Origin of the sequence: Shewanella maritima (genome assembly GCF_043643735.1) — a bacterium.
Classification (GTDB): Bacteria; Pseudomonadota; Gammaproteobacteria; order Enterobacterales; family Shewanellaceae; genus Shewanella; species Shewanella maritima_A.
In genome coordinates, this window is record NZ_JBHZSM010000001.1 from 233,148 (window position 1) to 253,593 (window position 20,446).

The window sequence follows — 20,446 nt, forward strand, 5'->3', positions numbered from 1 at the left end:
CTATGACGGGATCTAACCCACCTTCAACACGACTCAAACCCGAAACTGTTGCATCTGGCAGCAGTGCTAGGCCTGCGCCTCAATCAAACCTAGGCAAGATAATGACTGCTGCGCCAAAAGGTGAGCCGTTAAATGCCTCTCCATCCCCTGACTCTCGCCCTACACAGCAACAAGTAGAACAACTTCAAGGGGCAAAATCGCAAGTTTCCTCAAATAATAGTGCAACGCCAACAACGGCTTCACAAGCAAAGGGGGCGAGCCAACAAGTAAACCCAAATCCCCCTGAAACATCAGGGCAACAAAGTGTCAATCAAACTGGTAAGGTAAGTGTGACTTCACCAGAGCAACGACTGGCTGCACTTGATAAACAAGCCAGCAATCTTATACAGGCAAACGTCACACAAGTCTCTAGACCACCAAAACCTTCGGTTTCTCAAAGCCAGACCTCTGTCATACAACTTACAGTAAAGGGGCAAGTTTTTGACTTAACACTTCCAGCTCACCTTTCTACGCAGCAACGCTCACAATTGCTCAATGCCAGTGAAGTTGTTTTGAGTCAGCATCAGGCACAACAAGTGCTCAATCACGCAGCTAAACAGTCATTAGTGAGCACTTCGCTATCGCAGTCGAATTCAAATCATGCCAAAGCGCAATCGGGCAGTGCTAATATAAAGGCAGCAAATCAGATAAGCAGTCAGGTGTTGTTACTTGCTCAAGCAATCATCATAAAACTGCCAGAGTCGTTACAATCTCTAGCCCAACAAAATGGTGTTTCTCAACAACAACTAGCTCAACTTGCATCAAGGCCTCAAGGCTACCCATTGCCCGTTGCCAATGTAGAAGGCAAGCATCTTACTTTTGCTCAGGGAGCGAGTATTAAGCTTAATCCACAAACACAGTTGCCTAGTGGCGATTATTTAGCGAAAGTCGTCATCTCGAATAAGTCATTATCACTGCAGCTCACTCCAATAAAAGCAGATTTGTCCGTACAATTAACACCAAGGTCGCCCCTGACGGCTACAGCATCACAAGTCGATATAGTGATATCTAAGCATGAGCCTGCTCAGTTAATGGCTCAAATGATGCAAAAGCTTGATAAAACCCCTTTGACTCAACCCCAGCAGACAAAAGAGACACCGCTGACTAATAAGCAAAGCACTGGTACTACCGTCGATCCAAAACTAGGGCAACCTACAGCTCCTTTGGACAATAAAGCCAAACTATCAGCGGTTAATAGCAGTATTCAAAACGTCTTATCGACTAATGCAAAACGCCCAGATGGCACTGTACCTGTACAGCCAAAATCAGAATCTACTATTGCTCAGGCAAAACTTGCAAAAGTATCTGCTGAAGCACAGGCTTCACAACCTATTAAACAGCAAACAGCTTTGAGCACTCAACAAGCCATCGATGTTGCAAAGCAAACGACGGATAAACTTAAAGGTAATCTGACTCAACAAACGAGTAATAATATTCTTTTACCAAGTAGCGTTCATTCCAAGCAATCAACGAGTCCAACAACACAATCAAACACTGCGCCGATAGATGTACTGCAAAAAGCACTCGACAAAGCTGGTGCAATACCAAAAGAAATAACGACCGCACCAAGTGTAAAGGTCAGTTTGGCCAGTGAGTTATTGAAACTTTTACCGCAATTAGGGGCTCAGCCCTTATCAAGCCTCGCCGAACCTTCAGTACTGAAATCAGAGTTACTTGGTCTTGCCGCGATGCAACTTGCTCAACCACAGTCAACATCAAGCCAAATACCGCTTGTCTCAGGCAGTGCTATCACAACTTTATTTCAGTTACTCCTAGGTGTGCGGGCACAATCAATCAACGCTAAGCTATCCGCTAAACTCAGTGCGCATATTCAACGACTGCAACAGCAACTAGGAACAAGAGTAGCCAACTCAACTCAACTGCTTACAGGACTAGACAAGGCCGGTTCGTTAGAAACGGTCTCACAAGTGGGTAATGGTTTTAGCTTATACCAGCAAGCCAGTAGTGATCCCAGCCAGAATGCCTGGTTCTTTGCGATGCCATATACGGTCAATCAAAAACAAGAACAGTTCGAAGGCAAGTTTGAACATGAAGAAGATGAGCAAGGGCAGCGCAAAGGTTGGCGGCTACAATTAAAGTTCAACATTGCACAAGGAGCAATGATTGTGATTGCCCATAAACATGGCGATAAGCTTGATCTGACTGTACAGGGAAATAATCAATCGACCTTAGACAAAGTGCAACAACATCAGCAAGCATTAATGGACAAAATTACGGCCATCGGATTTGAAGCAGGCCAATTTACTACGCAAATCAAATCCATTCCTGCCACCTTGCTGCCAGGCGACCACTTTTTAGTAAAGACCCATGCTTAAAGGCTAACTATGCAACCTGAAAAACCGAGAACAAAACAAGCTGTCGCCCTCAGTTTCGATGGTAAAGCCGCCCCGAAAGTCACAGCAAAAGGTGAAGGGTTATTGGCGGAAGAAATCATCTCGTTAGCTAAAGAAGCGGGGATCCATATCCATCAAGATCCGCATTTGAGTGAGTTCTTGCAACTCCTTGAGCTAGGTGAAGATATTCCCAAAGAGTTGTATTTACTCATTGCAGAGATCATTGCTTTTGTTTACATGCTTGAAGGTAAGTTTCCAGAACAATGGAATAACCTACATCAAAGAATTGTTGAGCAGGTGTAGGTCATGTATGACTAAATTATATTTACTTGAGGCCAACTTAAATAATTTAATCATTCGTTACATATAATTCTGATATGATCTGAGCTGATTACCTATCATCAATGACCAACTGGACTAAAACCAACTGGACTTGGAAATATTTCAATGAAATCAAGATTTATATTAGGGGCCCTACTACTTACTAGCTTTTCAGCGCAAGCTGCTTGGTGGGTAGAGCCAACGGACTTGTCTCTGCGTGCAGATATCCAATTATTAGCAGATACTGGAATAATTATTCAACCTGTCACTACTTACCCATTAATGTGGTCGGGGATCAAAAAAGATTTAGACAATGCCGCAAATGCACAGATGACAGTCAGTCAAAAAGATGCTTACCACCGCGTGATGCGAGCTTATAACCAAGATCATCAATCCGTCTCTTTTAGTGGTGCACTTAATGGTGCCACCGACCAAACACGTTTTATTGGCTTTGGTCAGGATTACCGTGATAAGGCATCCGTCTCTGTCAACGCTGAAATAACCCAAAGTTGGTTCAGTGGCCGCCTCTCTGCCGCATACCATTATGATGCTCTCGACGGTAATGAATCTCGACTCGACAACAGCTTCGCCGCAGTCAAATTGGGTAACTGGATTATTACTGGCGGTGCGGTTCAAAAATACTGGGGCCCTAGCTGGGATTCAGGGCTTATTCAAACCACCAATGCACGCCCATTACCTGGCGTCACTTTATCTCGTCACGACAGTAATGCGTTTGAAACACCTTGGTTAAGCTGGATCGGTCCTTGGACATTTACCACCAGCTTTAGTCAGATGGAAACCGACCGCTATGTGCCAGAAACCAAACACTGGGGCGCACGTGGGACACTGAGACCAGTCACCCAACTCGAAGTTGGCTTTTCTTGGACAATGCAGTGGGGCGGCGAAGGCTATGGTAATAGCTTATCTGATTGGTGGGATGGCTTAACTAATGGTGGTGTCAGTGAAGGTGATGTGAATAATGGCCAAGAAAACATGCTCGCCGGTTATGACTTTAGATGGTCAGATACGGCATGGGGCGTGCCTTACGGTATTTATTATGAACGTATTCATGAAGACTTTCATAAAGGTAAAAACCGTTTAATTAATGCTTCAAACTTAGGTGGCATCGATATTTACCTCGCCGATTTAAATACCCGCTTTTTTGCTGAATACTCAGACACTGCCGCATCTTGTGGTATTGAATCTGACGTCTACAACTGTATGTATGAGCACGGCTTTTACAAATCAGGTTATCGTTATTACAACCGTAGCCTAGGTAGCACTTATGATAATGACTCTCGAGTATTAGTATTTGGCGGTATTACCCAATTATCAAAAGGCCAAAGTGTCACTAACAAGTTACGCTTGGCTAAGCTCAATTTTGATGGTGTTGATAAGAATGATATAGAGGGGGGTAACACTGTATCACCTGGACGCTATGAACGTTTATACCAGTTTGACACCAGTTATCATCGACCATTGATGGACGGCGAATTAAAACTCGGTGGCACTATTGGCTATAGCGAATTCCCGAAAGAAGATACCAGCAGCGATTGGGACGTGACATTTTATGCTGGCTGGGAAAAAGATTTCTAGCCCCAGCGTAAGCAAAAGTAAATTTAGGCCACCCGTTACAGGTGGCCTTTTATTTGCTGCAGAAGAAGCAACAAACTCTAATGCCGTTTACTTATTTCGACGTGAGCGAACATATTGACTGATGTGCTGCGAACCATAATGCCCTAGCAGCATACTCAACAAGAACCAATAAATCGCGACATCGCCACGTAATAGACTTGCCACTGCCGGCCCAGGGCAAATGCCCACCATCCCCCAACCAATTCCGAAAATCATTGAACCCAATATTAACTTAGGTGTCAGCTTAGCTTGCACGACTTCAGGTAACCGTTCGCCGTTTATGGCATGGGATCTTGGTTTTATTAATAGGTGGTAACACGGTAAAAACACCAACAATGCCCCTCCCATCACAAAGGCTAAGCTCGGATCCCAGTTTCTGGTAACATCCAAAAAATTAAGCACTTTCTGAGGTTCAACCATGTGCGAAATATTCATGCCTAAACCAAATAACAAGCCCGTTAATGCACCAACTATTATCTTAAACATAACGCTCACCACATAACCAAACAACCGTGGCAGCACTAGCCATAAAGACGCATGTTGCAATTATTGACCGGGTAGATAAACGCCCAATACCACAAATACCATGTCCACTGGTGCAACCATTGGCTAATTGCGTACCAATCCCAACGGCTAGGCCCCCCATGACTATCCAAATAAGAGAATAATCAGGTATAGTCACAGACTCAAATCCCCAAACGGGCTCAAATAGGAAGCTGGCTGCCATCGCAACAATAAACGCCAACCGCCAGCCCCACTCATCAGACTTTGCCTGAAACATGCTTCCCAAAATCCCACTTATTCCAGCCGTTTTGCCGCTCAATAGCATCAATAAAGTGACAGATAATCCGAGTAGCATGCCACCAATCAAGCTACTCCATGGTGTAAACTCAGTCATTAGTCACCCTCCAACAAGTAACACAACACTGTTACCAAATATTTACATAACACCATAAAACACAACCAATATGACAAGTAAACCATTGTTTAAGTTCAATTTTACCTGCAGTATACGACTCAACTAACATTAGTCAAATCTAATTGTGAAAGATTGCATCTACCCATTGCGCATTAGAAAAATCTAATTAATAATGATGAGCAAATTGATACTCGGCGCATTGATGAACTCGATGTACTAATGGCACTGAATGTACCCTTGCCGTTGAAGTGAACCTTGGAGAAATACATGACAAAAATAGTAATTATTGGTGGTGTTGCTGGGGGCGCTTCTGCTGCGGCAAGAGCAAGACGGCTCAGTGAGTCAACCGAAATCATCATGTTTGAACGAGGTGAATATGTCTCCTTTGCCAACTGTGGTTTGCCCTACCACATTGGTGGAGACATAAAAGAGCGAAGTAAGCTATTACTTCAAACACCTCAAAGCTTTTTAGCACGCTTTAACGTGGATGTGAGAGTTAACAATGAGATAATCAGTATTAATCGTCATGAGAAACTCGTCACGGTTAGAAACTGGCAAGATGGCACTGAATATCAAGAGAGCTATGACTTTCTGTTATTAAGCCCAGGCGCCGCGCCTATCATTCCCCCAATATCAGGGATCCAAAATCCACTCACTCATTCATTACGTAACATTCCTGATATGGATCGTATTATTCAAACCATCCAGATGAACAAACCAGAACACGCAACGGTTGTGGGCGGCGGATTCATCGGTCTAGAAATGATGGAAGCCTTCCACCAGTTGGGAATTAAAACCACGCTGATTGAAATGGCGGATCAGGTTATGACACCTGTCGACCGTGAAATGGCGGGCTTTGCTCACGCTGAAATTCGCGAGAAAGATATTGATCTTAAACTAGGTGTTGCGCTTCAAGCAGTAGAGTACGTCCCGAACGACCATATTGCTAGCATTGGCTCTGGTGAAGATACCGAGCACCAGCATATTGAAGGTGAGTTAAATCTTATTCTCGACAATGGTGAGTCGTTAACTACCGACATTTTGATTATGGCTATCGGAGTGCGCCCTGAGATTAAATTGGCAAAAGAGGCAGGACTTCAAATTGGTGAACTAGGTGGTATTCACACCAATGAAATGATGCAAACTAGCGATCCTAGCATCTACGCTGTGGGTGATGCGGTCGAAGAAAAAGACTTTGTCACAGGTGCACAAACTCTGGTTCCACTTGCTGGGCCTGCTAACCGACAAGGTCGTATGGCTGCCGACAATATGCTCGGACGCAATGAAACCTATCAAGGTACACAAGGCACTGCTATCTGCAAGATTTTTGACCTAGCCGTTGCCTCAACAGGGAAGAGCGAAAAACAGTTGAAACGAGAAGGCGTCGACTATGAAAAAGTCTATGTGCATACCGCCAGCCACGCTAGCTACTACCCAGGCGCTGAGATTGTATCGTTCAAGATGTTGTTCGATGCAAAAACAGGCAGGATCTTTGGTGCGCAAGCGGTGGGTAAAGATGGTATCGACAAAAGAATTGATGTGATGGCAGTTGCCCAAAGAGCGGGTATGACGGTTGAGCAGCTTCAACATTTAGAACTCACTTACGCGCCGCCATATGGTAGTGCCAAGGATGTGATCAACCAAGCAGCTTTTGTAGCAAACAACATCATCAAGGGCGACTCAACTCCGATTCATTTTGATGAAATGGACTCTCTCACTGGCGAGCAAGTCCTGCTTGATGTACGTAACCCAGGCGAGCTTGAAAACGTTGGCTTTATCAAGGATGCGATCAACATTCCTGTTGACCAATTACGCCACCGTATGGATGAACTTCCAAAAGACAAGGAGATCGTTATCTACTGTCAAGTTGGGTTACGCGGTAACGTAGCATATCGTCAGTTAGTCAATAACGGCTTCAAAGCCCGTAACCTGATTGGTGGATATCGAACTTACAAGTTCGCCACCGCTTAGGGTAAACCAAACTCTGCCCTTTTATCTTTAAAGTACGTAATGTGCTCCTTTTTTTGATTCAGGAAAATAATATTTAAGTCCCGTGTAGTGATCAATTTAAATTGGCCACACATTGATATTTGCAAGTAGTAAACGCCACATTAACCCGTTTAGTACTCGCCTTGTTTCACAATATAAAAAACCATTGCGTAAAGCGATTCAAACACTATACTAACCCTTCAATTTGGAAGGAATTTCTCATACAATGAATGTGTTAGTTACTGGTGGAGCTGGCTATATTGGCTCCCACACTGTTCTATGCCTGCTTAACGAAGGTTATCACGTAATAGTGCTCGATAACTTGTGCAACTCAAGTGTTGAAGCCATAAAGCGTGTTGAGCAGCTCACTCAGCAATCTGTGACCTTTATCGAAGGTGATGTCTGTAACAAGCAGCATTTAGAAAATGTATTCACAAAACATAAAGTGGACTGCGTCATTCATTTTGCCGCTTTAAAAGCGGTCGGCGAGTCAGCCCTGCAACCGTTAAAATATCACCATAACAATGTATCTGGCTCAATCAATTTACTTTCCTGTATGGCTAAGCATCAGGTCAACCAGTTCATTTTTAGCTCTTCAGCTACAGTATATGGTGAACAGAACCCCTACCCATATATTGAAACCATGCCGCTTGGCACCCCATCTAGCCCATACGGCACCACGAAGATGATCGTTGAGCGCGTATTAGAAGATAACAACAAAGCGAATGTTGATTTTAAAGCAATATCGCTACGCTACTTCAACCCGATTGGCGCGCACCCAAGTGGTGAAATTGGTGAAGATCCATCAGGTATTCCCAACAACCTATTGCCGTTTGTTGCACAAGTTGCGGTGGGGAAGCGAGAAAAGCTCACGGTATTTGGCGATGACTATCCAACACCTGATGGCACTTGTTTACGCGATTACCTGCATGTGATGGATTTAGCTGAAGGTCATGTTGCTGCACTAAATTGGTTGAAACAGCAAACAACACTTGATGAAGTTGCGGTATTTAATTTAGGTACGGGCACTGGCACCTCAGTGCTCAACATCATCCGTGCATTTGAAACCGAAACAGGCAAACCTGTTCCTTATGAAGTAGCCAATAGGCGAGAGGGTGATTTACCTGCTTTTTGGGCTAATGCTGATAAAGCTAAACAAGTACTAAAATGGCAAGCGAAAAGAGACATCAATGCCATGATGCAAGATACTTGGCGATGGCAATCAAATAACCCTGATGGCTACAGCAAATAGCACCTTAATTATTAACCCTCGGGTTTGAAGCCGAGGGTTAATAGACCAACAGGTATAAACAATCAAAATGACTTAATCTAAATAAATTTACTCCGCGATTAACTTCTGTAAGTGCTTTTTAAACTGCTCGCCTAATTTAGGATCTCGCAAACCATACTCAACAAAAGCATTAATATAACCAAGCTTATCACCACAATCATGTGACTTACCTGACATCGCAAAAGCTTCCACCGTATCTTGCTCAATCAACATATCAATTGCATCCGTTAATTGAACTTCGTCTCCAGCTCCCACTGGCGTTTTTGCTAGCAATGGCCAAATTTTTTCAGACAAAACATAACGGCCAACAACGGCTAGATTAGATGGCGCATCCTCAATTGCAGGCTTCTCAACCATAGAAGCAACCACAGCAGATTCTCCAGATGAAATAGCTTTTCCGCCACAGTCAGCAATACCGTATTTGTTGACTTCTTGCTCCGGAACGGGAGCAACCATAATCTGACTAGATTGGGTCTCATGATAACGTTTGATCATCGCTGCTAAGTTAAACCGTTTTTGATTAGCAGTATAATCATCCAAAACGACATCAGGTAACACTACTGCGAATGGATTGTCTCCAATACAAGGTTTAGCACATAAAACAGCATGCCCTAAGCCTTTTGCTTCTCCTTGACGCACATGAATAATGGTGACATCAGGAGGACAAATGGATTGAACCTCTTCTAAAAGTTGACGTTTCACACGTTTTTCTAAAATTGATTCAAGCTCAAAGGATTTATCAAAGTGATTCTCAATGGCATTTTTACTGGCGTGAGTCACTAACACGATTTGTTTTACTCCAGCAGCAACACATTCATTAACGATATACTGGATTAAAGGCTTATCCACTATCGGTAGCATCTCTTTTGGAATAGCTTTGGTAGCCGGTAACATACGAGTACCTAATCCTGCAACGGGAATAACAACTTTCATAATGCGCGCATCCTTTAATTTTTTTAAAATTTACAATTCGTTCTATTAACTCTGAATAATACGCAAGATGATTAAAATAATCATGATTTGCTTTGTTTTTTATGAAATAAGTGAAAAATTGTCACTGAAAGAATGATTTCCTCACTTTCTAAATCAAAACAATATAAGCTTATTTTTTTCAGTATCTTTCTCATCAAACTGGTCAGTACCTATTTGTACTTCACATTCAGGTAAAAGTTGTTGATAGCAGTCGGCGAGTGCAAGCTTAGCCTTATCATCACCGTGAACAATACGAATATGCACTGGTTTATGCCGCATGCGTTTTACAAAATTGATTAAATTTGTTTGATCTGCATGTGCTGAATAACCACTAATAGTATGAATACCTGCTTTGATATCAATGCGCTGCTCTTCTATAAAAACATAACCACCTTTGGGCCCATATTGCTGAATATTTCTTCCTAGGGTACCTTGTGCTTGATACCCTACAAACAATACATCAGCTTTTGAGTCAGTCAGTAATGCCTTAAGATAATTAACAATTCTACCACCGGAGCACATACCTGATGCAGCAATTACAATGGCGGGTTTATCTCGATGAGCAAGGTAATTGACTAGGCGCAAATGTTGGGAATGGGTATCGATGGTTACCAACTGTGAAAAGTCTAGCGGATGCCTTCCCTGTTTAACCCTTGTATTAGCCTCCTTATCCCACAGCAGCACAAACTCACAATACTTATCAGTAAAACTTGCTGCCATTGGCGAGTCGACAATAACATCAATACTCTCCCATACAGGGTCTGTTTGATTCTGATAAATGATTTGTTCTAATTCATACAGTAGCTCTTGAGTTCGGCCGATACTGAAAGCAGGGATCAATACAACGCCATTATCACTTACCGCGGTTTCTATCACCCGTTTTAATGTTTGAGTGCGTTGTTTTCGCCCCATATGATTTTTATCGCCATAGGTAGATTCAATGACTAGGGTATCTGCCCGATACGGCGCTTTAGGGCAAGCAAGCAAAGGCGTATAAGTCGCCCCTAAATCACCAGAAAACACCACGCGATGCTTATAGGGCTGATAACCCACTGCCGTTTTCGACTGACCAATTAAATCAATTTCAACATACGCAGAACCAAGAATGTGCCCTGCTGGTTTGAATTTAAACCTAGCTTCAGTGATATTAACTTGACTGGGTGTTTCTACAGATGATTTGTCAATGTCAACACGCCTGTGCAAAACAGCACCTGATTGACTATTCACTGCAGTATTAACAGTTAACGCTTGCCATTGATTATAAACAAGTGGCACTAGCAGTTGCTGTAAACGATTTAAATAGGCATTAATGAGTTTTTTATCACGAGTAACGCCCACTTTAATAGCATCTTCAATCACTAAAGGGAGTAACGAAGCTGTCGCAGTGGTTGCAAAAATAGGTTTATCAAAGCCTGCAGCCAATAGGTAGGGAATTCGGCCAACATGATCAATATGGCAATGGGTGACAATCAACGCTTGAACAGTAGAAATATCAAAATCAATCGCGAGTTGTTCAGCAGAAGACTTCCCGGCAGTTTCAGCACCTTGAAACAAGCCACAATCAACTAAATAGCTCGTGGGAGCCCCCATATGACGATGCCCATGAGTAGTTTTATGTGATTGGTTGCTCGAATCTTCACCTGCATTTAGCAATAGTTGATGGCATGACCCCGTCACACCATTAACGGCACCATGATGTAAAATCTGCATAAAAATCCTTTTTCATTTCAGATAGTCACAACATAGCATAAAAAGAGGACACAACGGAGTTCTTGGCATGGAGTATCTTTCCGAGGTAAACAGTGCAAAAAAGCCAGCCCACTCTATTAAATGCAATTCGTGAGACACAGGGTAGCTGTACCTCGAGGATGACAAATTAGATATCGTTCCCACAACACTCTTGAGCAGGAATGTTATGCGAGGCTAATAGTAATCACGATACCAAGAAACGAATTGCTCAACACCACCCTCTAAAGATGTCTCTGAACTGTGCCCATAACACTCGCTAAACTGGCTTGTATCCGCCCAGGTTGTGAGCAAATCGCCTTTTTGCATCGGTAAGGAATTTCGTATCGCTTTTTTACCCAAAGCTGTTTCGAGTTGTTCTACAAAATCAAGCAGCTTCACAGGTTTTCCAGCACCAATATTGTGTATTCGATAAGGCGCTGAGCCAATATTGCCAATATCGTCTTCGGCAACATTTAAGTTCGGAGGGCTAGCCATCACTGCCATAAGGCCATCAACTATATCATCGATATAAGTGAAATCCCGGCTCAAATTACCGTGATTGTATATGTCGATACTTTCGCCGGCTAGAATGGCCTTTGTAAACTTAAACAGTGCCATATCAGGTCTGCCCCAAGGGCCGTAAACGGTGAAAAAACGTAAACCAGTGGTGGGAATGTTGTATAAGTGCGAATAACTGTGCGCCATTAGCTCATTAGATTTTTTTGTTGCTGCATATAGTGAGACTGGGTGGTCAACATTATCATCGACACTAAACGGTACTTTCTTATTAAGGCCATAGACTGAGCTAGATGATGCGTATACAAGGTGCGTAATATTATATTGCCTACATGCTTCTAATATTGAGTAAAATCCCATCATATTACTCTTCATGTAAGAGCTAGGGTTTTCTAATGAATATCGCACACCAGCTTGGGCTGCTAAGTGCACAACCTGATTAAATTGATGCTCGGCAAAAATAGCATTCATTGATGCTGCATCCTCAATGTCCATTCTAATGAACTCAAACGCGGATGAACTGCCAATCCAATCTAATCGAGCCAACTTTAAATTAACATCATAGTAATCATTCAAGTTATCGATTCCGACAACTTGATGACCTTGTTTAATTAATCGCTTTACGAGATGTGCACCAATAAAACCTGCTGCGCCGGTGACTAAAACCTTCATTTATTTCCTTACAAGCCAGCTTTGTTGGCGTTTAACTTATTCTGATTATTGATAAAATGACTCTGTTACTTCAATAAATCGCTGTAATTCACTTTGCTTTAGCACATTGATGCCAGCCGCAGCAGCTCGTCCACCACCAGTGTCAAACTGGCTACAAATATCACCTGCACCTTGCTTATTATTTAATGGCGCTCTCAGAGACACTAAAAAGCTACCGTCAAGGTTTTCGGTTAAAACCGCATGGGCTTTATTAGGTGTTTGGTTAGCAAGTTGGTTGCCGAAAACCCCACTAACACGTTTTGACCAAGCTTCGTTAGGCAGTGTGATAATGGTTAAAGATTTACCACTGTATGATGCTTGGGCTGCTTCAGCTAAAGCTATGTCAGTTTGATAAGCGGACTGCAATTGATAAAAAGGCGAACTTTTATCGTCAAATACTTCAAATGGAGAGCGATATTTTAATAACTGTTGAAACAGTTCAGCAGGGGGAATATGCAAATCAGCTTCACTGGCCCCATAACCATTATAATTAACTAAGGTGCCTAGCTCTTTTAATTGCGCTTTTTGCAGTGCATCATAACCAGCTTTATCAGCTAATTCATCAGCTTTTGCAATCAAGTTATCACCATATGCTGCCGTAATAGCCCAGTCGTGGAACTGTCCCTCAAGCAATGCATCAACAATGAGTGCTGTACAGGTATTTGGGTCTAAATCAATATGTGCATCGAGTTTAGAAGAGGTAGGAATGTCACCTGAACGATGATGGTCGGCATAAAACACGCTGCATTCGTTAGCTAAAATGGTATTTAATGCGGTAGCATTTTTCTCCATTGATATGTCCAGCACTGTGAAACTATCGCCTGCTTTGGCATCTATTTTACCAAGAAGATTAATATCCCTTTTAACACCCGTTACCAGTGTTGACTCGAGTGGCTTAGCCAGTCTAAGTTGGATCAATGAAATAATGCCATCTGCATCACCATTAAATACATCGTAATTCATTTAACTATTCCTTGTACCACTTTGAACGTAGCCATTATCAACTAGAAAATTAACCACCTGTTCAGCACAGTCTTTAATTGAAATCTCAGCGGTTTTCACATGAATTTCAGGGTTTTCTGGCAGCTCATATGCAGAGTCGATCCCCGTAAAGTTTTTAATTTCACCGGCTCGGGCTTTCTTGTATAAACCCTTAGGGTCACGCTGCTCGCAAACGGCAATTGGGGTATCTATAAACACCTCAATAAATTCGCCTTGCTTTAATTGTTGGCGAACCATCTCCCTATCTTGAGTAAAGGGAGAAATAAATGCAGTAGAAACAAGTAAGCCAGCATCGACAAATAGCTTTGAAACTTCTCCAATACGACGAATATTTTCTATTCTGTCCTTATCTGAAAAAGATAAGTCACCATTCAAACCATGCCTTATGTTGTCACCATCAAGCACATAAGTTTTGCAGCCTAGGTCATGAAGCATTCTATCTACCGCATTGGCTACAGTTGACTTACCTGAACCACTTAAACCTGTAAACCACAATACTGCTGGTTTATGCCCGTTAAGCTCAACACGTTGCTCATGACTAACGCTCGCTTGATGCCAAACCACATCTGAAGATTTATCTCCAGCCACTTCAACTTCTTTATAAGGAAGTTCAGACATGTTAAATCCTTAAAACATTAAAAAGGGAAAAAATAAGGAACACTGACAATGACAATCAAACCATAAATTAAGCTCACTGGCAGTCCTATTTTGATAAAGTCATTAAATCTATATTTGCCCGCGTTATATACCATTAAGTTAGTTTGATAACCGTAAGGGCTAACAAAACTTCCACTAGCGGCAAATGCAACAGTCATCACAAACGGCATCACATCTACACCAAAGCCTAAGCCTAAACTGTATGCAATGGGGAACATCAATGCTGCCGCAGCATTATTAGTCACGAGCTCGGTCATTAACCAAGTTAAAAGGTAAACAATAATAAGGGCGAGGTATAAATGCTGCGCATCAAGGCTTGTATTAACAAGATGGCCAATAGACTCCACGACACCAGCATTAACCAGTGCATGAGATAATAAAATAGCTGAGGCAACCACTAGCCATATATCGATAGGTAGTCTGCGGATAATTTCGTTGACATTTAGCGACTGCGAAAATACGAGTGCGCCAAGCAAAAGCACCAGACCTTGCATAAGGTCAATGATGCCAAATGCTGCAAATAACACAGTACTTAAAAAGCCTAGGATGGATAAACCTGCCCGCCAACCGCTCAGACGTGTTTCGGTTTCAACACCTGATAAAACGATGAAGTTTTTGCTGAGGTTTCGGCGGCTTTTAAAGTCATCACCCACAGCTAATACTAAAAAATCACCCGCTCTAATTTTAACATCGCCCAACTTGCCTGAAACCTCTTCACCATCACGCCGAATAGCGACCACAGCAGCATCAAATAATGCACGAAAACCCAATTGCTTTAATGTACGCCTAACTAAAATGCTTTCCTGACGTACGACGACCTCGGTGAGATTTGAATCCTCTAGCGAGTTCTGATGCGCAAATGTTTCAAGCCCTGAAAATTGTTTCAGCTGTGCAAGCTTAGTAATATCACCGCTAAAAATTAACCTATCATCTTGTTGTAAGATTTCATTCGGATAAACAGGGGTAATTAAGCGCCCTTCTCTTACCACTTCAACAAGGAAAAGCGACTCAAGATGACGTAAGCCATTGCTCTCAACTGTTTTACCAATCAGCTCAGAGTTTTCAGTGATTTTTGCATCAATAAAATAGCCTTCGCTACCATCGGTCTCTTGCTCATTTTCCGGTAAAAAGCGCGCACAAATAGCCAATGTTAAACCACAGCCTATGACTAACATGATACCAATTGAGGTAAAAGAGAAGAATGATAAGGAATGCCCTGAAGCATCAATAAAAAGGCTATTAACAATTAAATTGGTTGAGGTACCAATTAATGTCAATGTGCCCCCTAAAATAGCGGCATACGATAAAGGTAACAAAAGCTTACTAGCATAATGATGAGGATTATTTCGTATTGGCGATAATAAGGTCGCCACTACTGCCGTATTATTCAACAGCGCAGAACACGCTGCTGTAATAGTAAATAGGCGGGCAAACGTGGATTTGTAGCTTTTTACAATCACTTTCGAGGCAACCACCCTTAAAAGGCGGGTTTTTTCCAAAGCGAAAGAGCACACTATCAATAAAATTAATGTCACCAAACCAGGGTTTGCAATACTCGAGAGTAATTGCTCCCTTGACACTAACCCCAAGCCGACTAAGGACAATAATGTTACACCAAAAACTGCTGCAGGACGATTCTGAAACTTAAGTAGTCCAGCAATGGTTGCAATAAAAATTATTATGGTTGTTATGGCTTCGATTGTCATAAATTCAATTAATTGGTTGCGGATAAAAAAGGCTGCACGCAGTGCAATGCGACGCAGCCTTCATTTACAAGTAATAAGTCACCTGAGCGTTAACTAATTACTTTTGCTCCCCAATGTGGGAAATGCTTTCTCACTAAGGCATTAAACTCAATTTCAAATTCAGAATACTCAGTGACATCTTTAGTTTCTTTGCCATCTAATGCTTTGCGTATCATACCTGCACCGACAGTCACATTGGTCAAGCGATCAATCACAACAAAAGCACCTGTGGCACGGTTAGTTTCATATGCATCAAATTGGATAGACTCATTGACAGCAAAGCGACAACTCCCCATCTCGTTCAATTCTAATTGGGAAGCATCAGAAACCTGCAGTGTATTCACATCAACGCGGTGATTGACGTTCTCTACATAGCCATAGACAGATTTGCTGCCCACTTTAATCGCATATTCACGATCTACTTGTAATGCCTCTTCTGTCATCCAAACAACATCGGCATCAAAGCTATTGCTTGAGAAAGGTAGCTGATGCGGACGTACAAGCATGTCACCACGGCTAATATCAATTTCATCTTCTAACGTGAGCGTGACAGCCATCCCTTCATGGGCTTTTTCTAACTCACCATCAAAGGTCACAATGGACTTAACTTTACTTTCTTTACCCGAAGGTAACGTGCGAATAGTATCACCGACACGAATATCACCAGATGCAACAGTACCGCAAAATCCGCGGAAGTCTAGGTTAGGACGATTCACATACTGCACTTGCATTCGGAAGTTATTCGACTTATCACGAGTAACCGACACAGTATTCAGCAGCTTCATCATGGTTGAACCTGGGTACCAAGGCATATTGGCACTCTCGTTCACTACATTGTCACCTTTTAATGCTGAAATTGGCACAAAGCGGACATCATCAAATGATAATTCTTCAGCAAATTCGCGGTATTCTTTTTTGATGTTTTGGTAAACACTTTGTTCGTAATCAACAGCATCCATTTTATTAATGGCAATAATGACATGCTTAATACCTAACTGAGAGCAAATAAAGCTGTGACGACGGGTTTGGACCTGAACACCATGACGAGCATCAATCAAAATGATAGCTAAGTCAGCCGTTGAAGCACCTGTTGCCATGTTACGAGTGTATTGTTCATGACCTGGGGTGTCAGCAATAATAAATTTACGCTGCTCAGTTGCAAAGTAACGATATGCCACGTCAATGGTAATACCTTGCTCACGTTCAGATTGCAAACCATCAACCAACAAAGATAAATCGAATGATTCATCAGTCGTATTAAAACGCTTAGAGTCTTTTTCAATGGCCGCCATTTGATCTTCAAAAATCATTTTACTATCAAATAACAGACGACCAATCAGAGTTGACTTACCATCGTCTACGCTACCGCAAGTCAAAATGCGTAGCATATCTTTGTTTTCATGTACTTTTAAATACGCTTCGATATCTGAAGCAATAAGAGACGTACTATTAGACATCTATCTAATCCTTAAAATATAAACTTAGCTCACACCCATTAGGTGCAGAAAATGATGTTAGAAAGTCAACTATTAGAAATAGCCTTCCATCTTTTTCTTCTCCATCGAGCCAGCGGAGTCGTTATCAATCACACGCCCTTGTCGCTCAGATGTTGTACATAACAACATTTCTTGGATAATTTCAGGTAACGTTTGTGCTACTGAATCAACCGCACCGGTTAATGGATAGCAACCAAGCGTTCTGAAGCGCACCATCTTATTTTGAACTTGCTCACCAGGTTCAAGCTCCATACGTTCGTCATCTACCATAATTAACGTGCCATCACGCTCTACAACAGGGCGTTCTTTAGCAAAATACAATGACGGGATTTCAATACCTTCAAGATAGATATATTGCCAAATATCGAGCTCAGTCCAGTTTGAAAGTGGGAATACACGAATACTTTCGCCTTTATCCACTTTACTGTTGTAAATGTTCCATAGCTCAGGGCGCTGGTTTTTAGGATCCCAACGGTGCTTGCTATCGCGGAAAGAGTAAACACGTTCTTTAGCACGAGACTTTTCTTCATCACGGCGCGCACCGCCAAATGCTGCATCAAAACCGTGTTGATCCAAGGCTTGCTTTAAGCCTTCAGTTTTCATGATATCGGTGTGTTTAGCACTACCATGAGTGAATGGACTAATGTTCATCTCTAATCCACGTGGGTTTTTGTGAACAATTAAGTCAAAGCCATACTTTTTGGCCATATCATCCCTGAACTGGATCATTTCTTTAAACTTCCAGTTGGTATCAACATGCATCAATGGAAAAGGAATTTTTCCAGGAAAGAATGCTTTTCTAGCAAGATGCAATAGTACTGAAGAGTCTTTACCCACCGAATACAACATAACTGGGTTATCAAACTCAGCTGCAACTTCACGCATAATGTGTATTGACTCGGCTTCAAGCGCTCTTAGATGGGTCAACCTTTCTTCATTCATGATGTCTATAAAATCCTAATTTATATGTGCATTTATCAAAGCGATATTCACTTCGAAAGATGATTAGAGTAAACCGACATACATCCAGTATGTTTGCCGCATACTTTATCATTTATGTTGACAACAAGCATTCACCTTTTAGGCAAATACTGTCCTATTTATAACCAAAATAACTATCAAACTAGATATATAATTAATTTCTCAGTTTACTATTCAACTAAAATCTAAATAACTAATGCCAGTGAATATGATAGGCGCCTTTTTTACCTAAAAGCCCATCATACAAACCTCTGAGCATATACTGTGCTCTTAAGCGCCTATCCGATTGCATGACACTGTTTAAAAAGAAACGAAACGGCATAAAGAACAAACACCGTACTTTCCAGTACTTCGGCACATAAGAGCGCCTTGAAAGCAATAAAATATTACGAAATTGGTAGTACAAGCGGATCGGTGAACCTACTTTATAGGTGACCCCTGCAAACTTGCTTCTAGAGTCACCTAAACGGTGTTGCATAATCACTTTTTTAGCTCTGGCAATTTGCAAATTCATGGACCTTGCACGCCAGCACCATTCATGATCGACACCATCAATAAACAGAGTCTCGTCTTTAAAGCCAATTTCATCTAATAACCCAAGGTCAATTAACATGCCAGACGCAATGATTTGGGTTACACCGACTAACTCATCGTACTCAAATACTTCACGTTGAATTAGGGACTTTTGTTCTTTATCAGTGAAACTACAGTTAATTCTTGGACCGATAGCGACAATATTATGTTTTAAACTTTTTGCAGCAATTAGCAGACTTGATAGTCGAAACACGAAGTCACTGGTTATTTGACTGTCTTGGTCCAGCAGAACACCATATTCACATCCTTTTGACAGCAAAAGTCTTAAGCCGTGATTGTGGGCGCCAGCAATACCGATGTTGTCTGGGAAATGAAGGTAGTCATAATGTTCAATGATACTCGAGAAATCATGAGGTTCAGGGCTATTATCTACAATGACCACATGCTCAGTCTGCGAATAAACACGTGTAATCAACCTTTCAGTTAATTGCAGCTCAGGTTTGTAAACGACAATGATAGCGCCAATCATGAGGTCAGTGGTGTCTCTTTAAATTCAGTAAAAATCGATCAATTTTGTAGGCAAACTTTATCACAAAACCAGGCATCATTCGAAGAGAAAGTACCGTTAGGGCATAAAGGTAGTTTCTAACCGAATGTTGCTTTAATAGCTTGATAGCTGACAACCTCGCTTTAAACTCATTCAATGACTTGCCACGACCTCTTCGCTTATAAAAACCATTGATTCGTCTGAAATGAAGTAGTGGTTCTTTAACATTGGCAAATTTATACCCATTTGCAGCAAGCGTAACCCATAAAAAATAATCCTGAGTATTTAGCATTTCTGGTTGGTATCGATATCCATCTTCAAAAACACTGAACCTAATTGCAACTGTTGGGTGATTAAAAGGGCAACGTCTTGATATCGACTTAAGTAATTGTGTGTGCTTTGTAGGTAACCTTCTTCTACCTACCTTATCCCCTTCTTCATTGATTTCACACAAGGCACTGCCAAGTACATCTACATCTGGGTGCTTATCTAGTAAATTGATTTGCTTTTCAAATCGATGAAGAACAGAAATATCATCAGAGTCCATTCGAAAAAAGTAACGAGGTCTAAAAGGTCTAACATAATCTATAACGAAGTTCATACATGTACTTAAGCCAACATTATCGACAGAGTGTATTATGACAATACTTTTCTCATCTTTTTGGATATCAGCTAACCATCGTGATATTTCTTCTGGAACGAATCCATCTAGAACGATAACAAACAAATCCACTTTTGTTGTCTGTCCTAGAATACTTTTGACAGCTTGCTGTATCCAAGGCAAACGGTCATTTCGATAGACAGACATACCGCATACAGTGTCAACTGTAGTGGGGATAGAATGCAATGTTTGAATAACAAACTTACCGTTATTTTTGCTTTTCTTTTTGTTCATTAATTAAACACTACTGAGTAAATTCGGAAAATGAATATGAGTTTGTCATTATAAGGCTATTACCATTTAAGATTCACCCAGTTCATTATGCAAGAGAAAAATAAAAACACTAAT

The 20,446-nt window shown here is 41.6% G+C and carries 17 protein-coding genes; 5 read left to right on the top strand and 12 right to left on the bottom strand.

The window, feature by feature from the left end:
* Positions 1 to 2 precede the first annotated feature (2 nt).
* The 3 genes from ACHUGF_RS00990 to ACHUGF_RS01000 all read left to right on the top strand — a co-directional run bounded on the left by ACHUGF_RS00990 (position 3) and on the right by ACHUGF_RS01000 (position 4,310).
* Positions 3 to 2,375 carry a hypothetical protein gene (locus tag ACHUGF_RS00990; protein ID WP_394128903.1) on the top strand — a complete coding sequence of 791 codons (2,373 nt, stop codon included), beginning with the start codon at positions 3 to 5 and terminating at the stop codon, positions 2,373 to 2,375.
* A 9-nt stretch (positions 2,376 to 2,384) separates the two neighbouring features.
* On the top strand, positions 2,385 to 2,696 hold the full coding sequence (locus ACHUGF_RS00995; RefSeq protein ID WP_394128904.1) for an EscU/YscU/HrcU family type III secretion system export apparatus switch protein: 312 nt from the start codon (positions 2,385 to 2,387) through the stop codon (positions 2,694 to 2,696).
* A gap of 144 nt (positions 2,697 to 2,840) precedes the next feature.
* Positions 2,841 to 4,310 carry a capsule assembly Wzi family protein gene (locus tag ACHUGF_RS01000; RefSeq protein WP_394128905.1) on the top strand — a complete coding sequence of 490 codons (1,470 nt, stop codon included), beginning with the start codon at positions 2,841 to 2,843 and terminating at the stop codon, positions 4,308 to 4,310.
* An 87-nt stretch (positions 4,311 to 4,397) separates the two neighbouring features.
* On the opposite strand, the gene ACHUGF_RS01005 is transcribed toward ACHUGF_RS01000, so the two are convergent.
* The gene (locus tag ACHUGF_RS01005; RefSeq protein ID WP_394128906.1) at positions 4,398 to 4,835 is read right to left on the bottom strand and encodes a DUF6691 family protein; all 438 of its coding nucleotides are present in this window, start codon (positions 4,833 to 4,835) and stop codon (positions 4,398 to 4,400) included.
* Entirely contained in the window at positions 4,828 to 5,247 is a 420-nt protein-coding gene (locus ACHUGF_RS01010) for a YeeE/YedE family protein (RefSeq protein ID WP_394128907.1), read from the bottom strand. Before ACHUGF_RS01010 ends, ACHUGF_RS01005 begins: the two co-directional genes overlap by 8 nt.
* 288 nt (positions 5,248 to 5,535) lie before the next feature.
* Between ACHUGF_RS01010 and ACHUGF_RS01015 the strand changes: the two genes are divergently transcribed.
* Both ACHUGF_RS01015 and galE read left to right on the top strand, forming a co-directional pair.
* A complete protein-coding gene (locus tag ACHUGF_RS01015) occupies positions 5,536 to 7,239 on the top strand; it encodes an FAD-dependent oxidoreductase (RefSeq protein ID WP_394128908.1) in 1,704 nt (567 codons plus the stop codon).
* Positions 7,240 to 7,483: 244 nt separating this feature from the next.
* Positions 7,484 to 8,509, top strand: coding sequence for a UDP-glucose 4-epimerase GalE (gene galE / locus ACHUGF_RS01020; protein ID WP_394128909.1), 1,026 nt, complete (start codon positions 7,484 to 7,486; stop codon positions 8,507 to 8,509).
* Positions 8,510 to 8,596: 87 nt separating this feature from the next.
* Here galE and galU read toward each other — a convergent pair whose 3' ends face one another.
* The 10 genes from galU to ACHUGF_RS01070 form a co-directional block, all read right to left on the bottom strand.
* Entirely contained in the window at positions 8,597 to 9,481 is an 885-nt protein-coding gene (gene galU, locus ACHUGF_RS01025) for a UTP--glucose-1-phosphate uridylyltransferase GalU (protein WP_394128910.1), read from the bottom strand.
* 153 nt (positions 9,482 to 9,634) lie between these two features.
* Entirely contained in the window at positions 9,635 to 11,230 is a 1,596-nt protein-coding gene (locus ACHUGF_RS01030) for an MBL fold metallo-hydrolase RNA specificity domain-containing protein (protein WP_394128911.1), read from the bottom strand.
* Positions 11,231 to 11,443: 213 nt separating this feature from the next.
* The gene (locus tag ACHUGF_RS01035; protein WP_394128912.1) at positions 11,444 to 12,436 is read right to left on the bottom strand and encodes an NAD-dependent epimerase; all 993 of its coding nucleotides are present in this window, start codon (positions 12,434 to 12,436) and stop codon (positions 11,444 to 11,446) included.
* 45 nt (positions 12,437 to 12,481) lie between these two features.
* A complete protein-coding gene (locus tag ACHUGF_RS01040; protein ID WP_394128913.1) occupies positions 12,482 to 13,438 on the bottom strand; it encodes a DHHA1 domain-containing protein in 957 nt (318 codons plus the stop codon).
* Complete coding sequence (gene cysC, locus ACHUGF_RS01045; RefSeq protein WP_394128914.1) at positions 13,439 to 14,095, bottom strand: adenylyl-sulfate kinase; 657 nt, start codon at positions 14,093 to 14,095, stop codon at positions 13,439 to 13,441.
* 17 nt (positions 14,096 to 14,112) lie between these two features.
* Positions 14,113 to 15,840, bottom strand: coding sequence for an SLC13 family permease (locus ACHUGF_RS01050; RefSeq protein ID WP_394128915.1), 1,728 nt, complete (start codon positions 15,838 to 15,840; stop codon positions 14,113 to 14,115).
* 89 nt (positions 15,841 to 15,929) lie between these two features.
* On the bottom strand, positions 15,930 to 17,336 hold the full coding sequence (gene cysN, locus ACHUGF_RS01055; protein ID WP_394128916.1) for a sulfate adenylyltransferase subunit CysN: 1,407 nt from the start codon (positions 17,334 to 17,336) through the stop codon (positions 15,930 to 15,932).
* 72 nt (positions 17,337 to 17,408) lie between these two features.
* Complete coding sequence (gene cysD / locus ACHUGF_RS01060; RefSeq protein WP_394128917.1) at positions 17,409 to 18,317, bottom strand: sulfate adenylyltransferase subunit CysD; 909 nt, start codon at positions 18,315 to 18,317, stop codon at positions 17,409 to 17,411.
* Positions 18,318 to 18,549: 232 nt separating this feature from the next.
* On the bottom strand, positions 18,550 to 19,419 hold the full coding sequence (locus ACHUGF_RS01065; RefSeq protein WP_394128918.1) for a glycosyltransferase family 2 protein: 870 nt from the start codon (positions 19,417 to 19,419) through the stop codon (positions 18,550 to 18,552).
* Between the two features lie 4 nt (positions 19,420 to 19,423).
* Positions 19,424 to 20,332 (bottom strand): glycosyltransferase, encoded by a 909-nt coding sequence (locus tag ACHUGF_RS01070; protein WP_394128919.1) that lies wholly within the window; start codon positions 20,330 to 20,332, stop codon positions 19,424 to 19,426.
* Between the last annotated feature and the right edge of the window lie 114 nt (positions 20,333 to 20,446).

Excerpts from the sequence above, each read along its gene's own strand:
- ACHUGF_RS01040 (WP_394128913.1), bottom strand. The coding sequence starts at position 13,438 with ATGAATTACGATGTATTTAATGGTGATGCAGATGGCATTATTTCATTG.
- ACHUGF_RS01005 (WP_394128906.1), bottom strand. The coding sequence starts at position 4,835 with ATGTTTAAGATAATAGTTGGTGCATTAACGGGCTTGTTATTTGGTTTA.
- ACHUGF_RS01030 (WP_394128911.1), bottom strand. The coding sequence starts at position 11,230 with ATGCAGATTTTACATCATGGTGCCGTTAATGGTGTGACGGGGTCATGC.
- galE (WP_394128909.1), top strand. The coding sequence starts at position 7,484 with ATGAATGTGTTAGTTACTGGTGGAGCTGGCTATATTGGCTCCCACACT.
- ACHUGF_RS01015 (WP_394128908.1), top strand. The coding sequence starts at position 5,536 with ATGACAAAAATAGTAATTATTGGTGGTGTTGCTGGGGGCGCTTCTGCT.
- galU (WP_394128910.1), bottom strand. The coding sequence starts at position 9,481 with ATGAAAGTTGTTATTCCCGTTGCAGGATTAGGTACTCGTATGTTACCG.
- ACHUGF_RS01000 (WP_394128905.1), top strand. The coding sequence starts at position 2,841 with ATGAAATCAAGATTTATATTAGGGGCCCTACTACTTACTAGCTTTTCA.
- ACHUGF_RS00995 (WP_394128904.1), top strand. The coding sequence starts at position 2,385 with ATGCAACCTGAAAAACCGAGAACAAAACAAGCTGTCGCCCTCAGTTTC.
- ACHUGF_RS01050 (WP_394128915.1), bottom strand. The coding sequence starts at position 15,840 with ATGACAATCGAAGCCATAACAACCATAATAATTTTTATTGCAACCATT.
- ACHUGF_RS01065 (WP_394128918.1), bottom strand. The coding sequence starts at position 19,419 with ATGATTGGCGCTATCATTGTCGTTTACAAACCTGAGCTGCAATTAACT.
- ACHUGF_RS01070 (WP_394128919.1), bottom strand. The coding sequence starts at position 20,332 with ATGAACAAAAAGAAAAGCAAAAATAACGGTAAGTTTGTTATTCAAACA.
- cysN (WP_394128916.1), bottom strand. The coding sequence starts at position 17,336 with ATGTCTAATAGTACGTCTCTTATTGCTTCAGATATCGAAGCGTATTTA.
- cysD (WP_394128917.1), bottom strand. The coding sequence starts at position 18,317 with ATGAATGAAGAAAGGTTGACCCATCTAAGAGCGCTTGAAGCCGAGTCA.
- ACHUGF_RS01035 (WP_394128912.1), bottom strand. The coding sequence starts at position 12,436 with ATGAAGGTTTTAGTCACCGGCGCAGCAGGTTTTATTGGTGCACATCTC.
- ACHUGF_RS00990 (WP_394128903.1), top strand. The coding sequence starts at position 3 with ATGACGGGATCTAACCCACCTTCAACACGACTCAAACCCGAAACTGTT.
- cysC (WP_394128914.1), bottom strand. The coding sequence starts at position 14,095 with ATGTCTGAACTTCCTTATAAAGAAGTTGAAGTGGCTGGAGATAAATCT.
- ACHUGF_RS01010 (WP_394128907.1), bottom strand. The coding sequence starts at position 5,247 with ATGACTGAGTTTACACCATGGAGTAGCTTGATTGGTGGCATGCTACTC.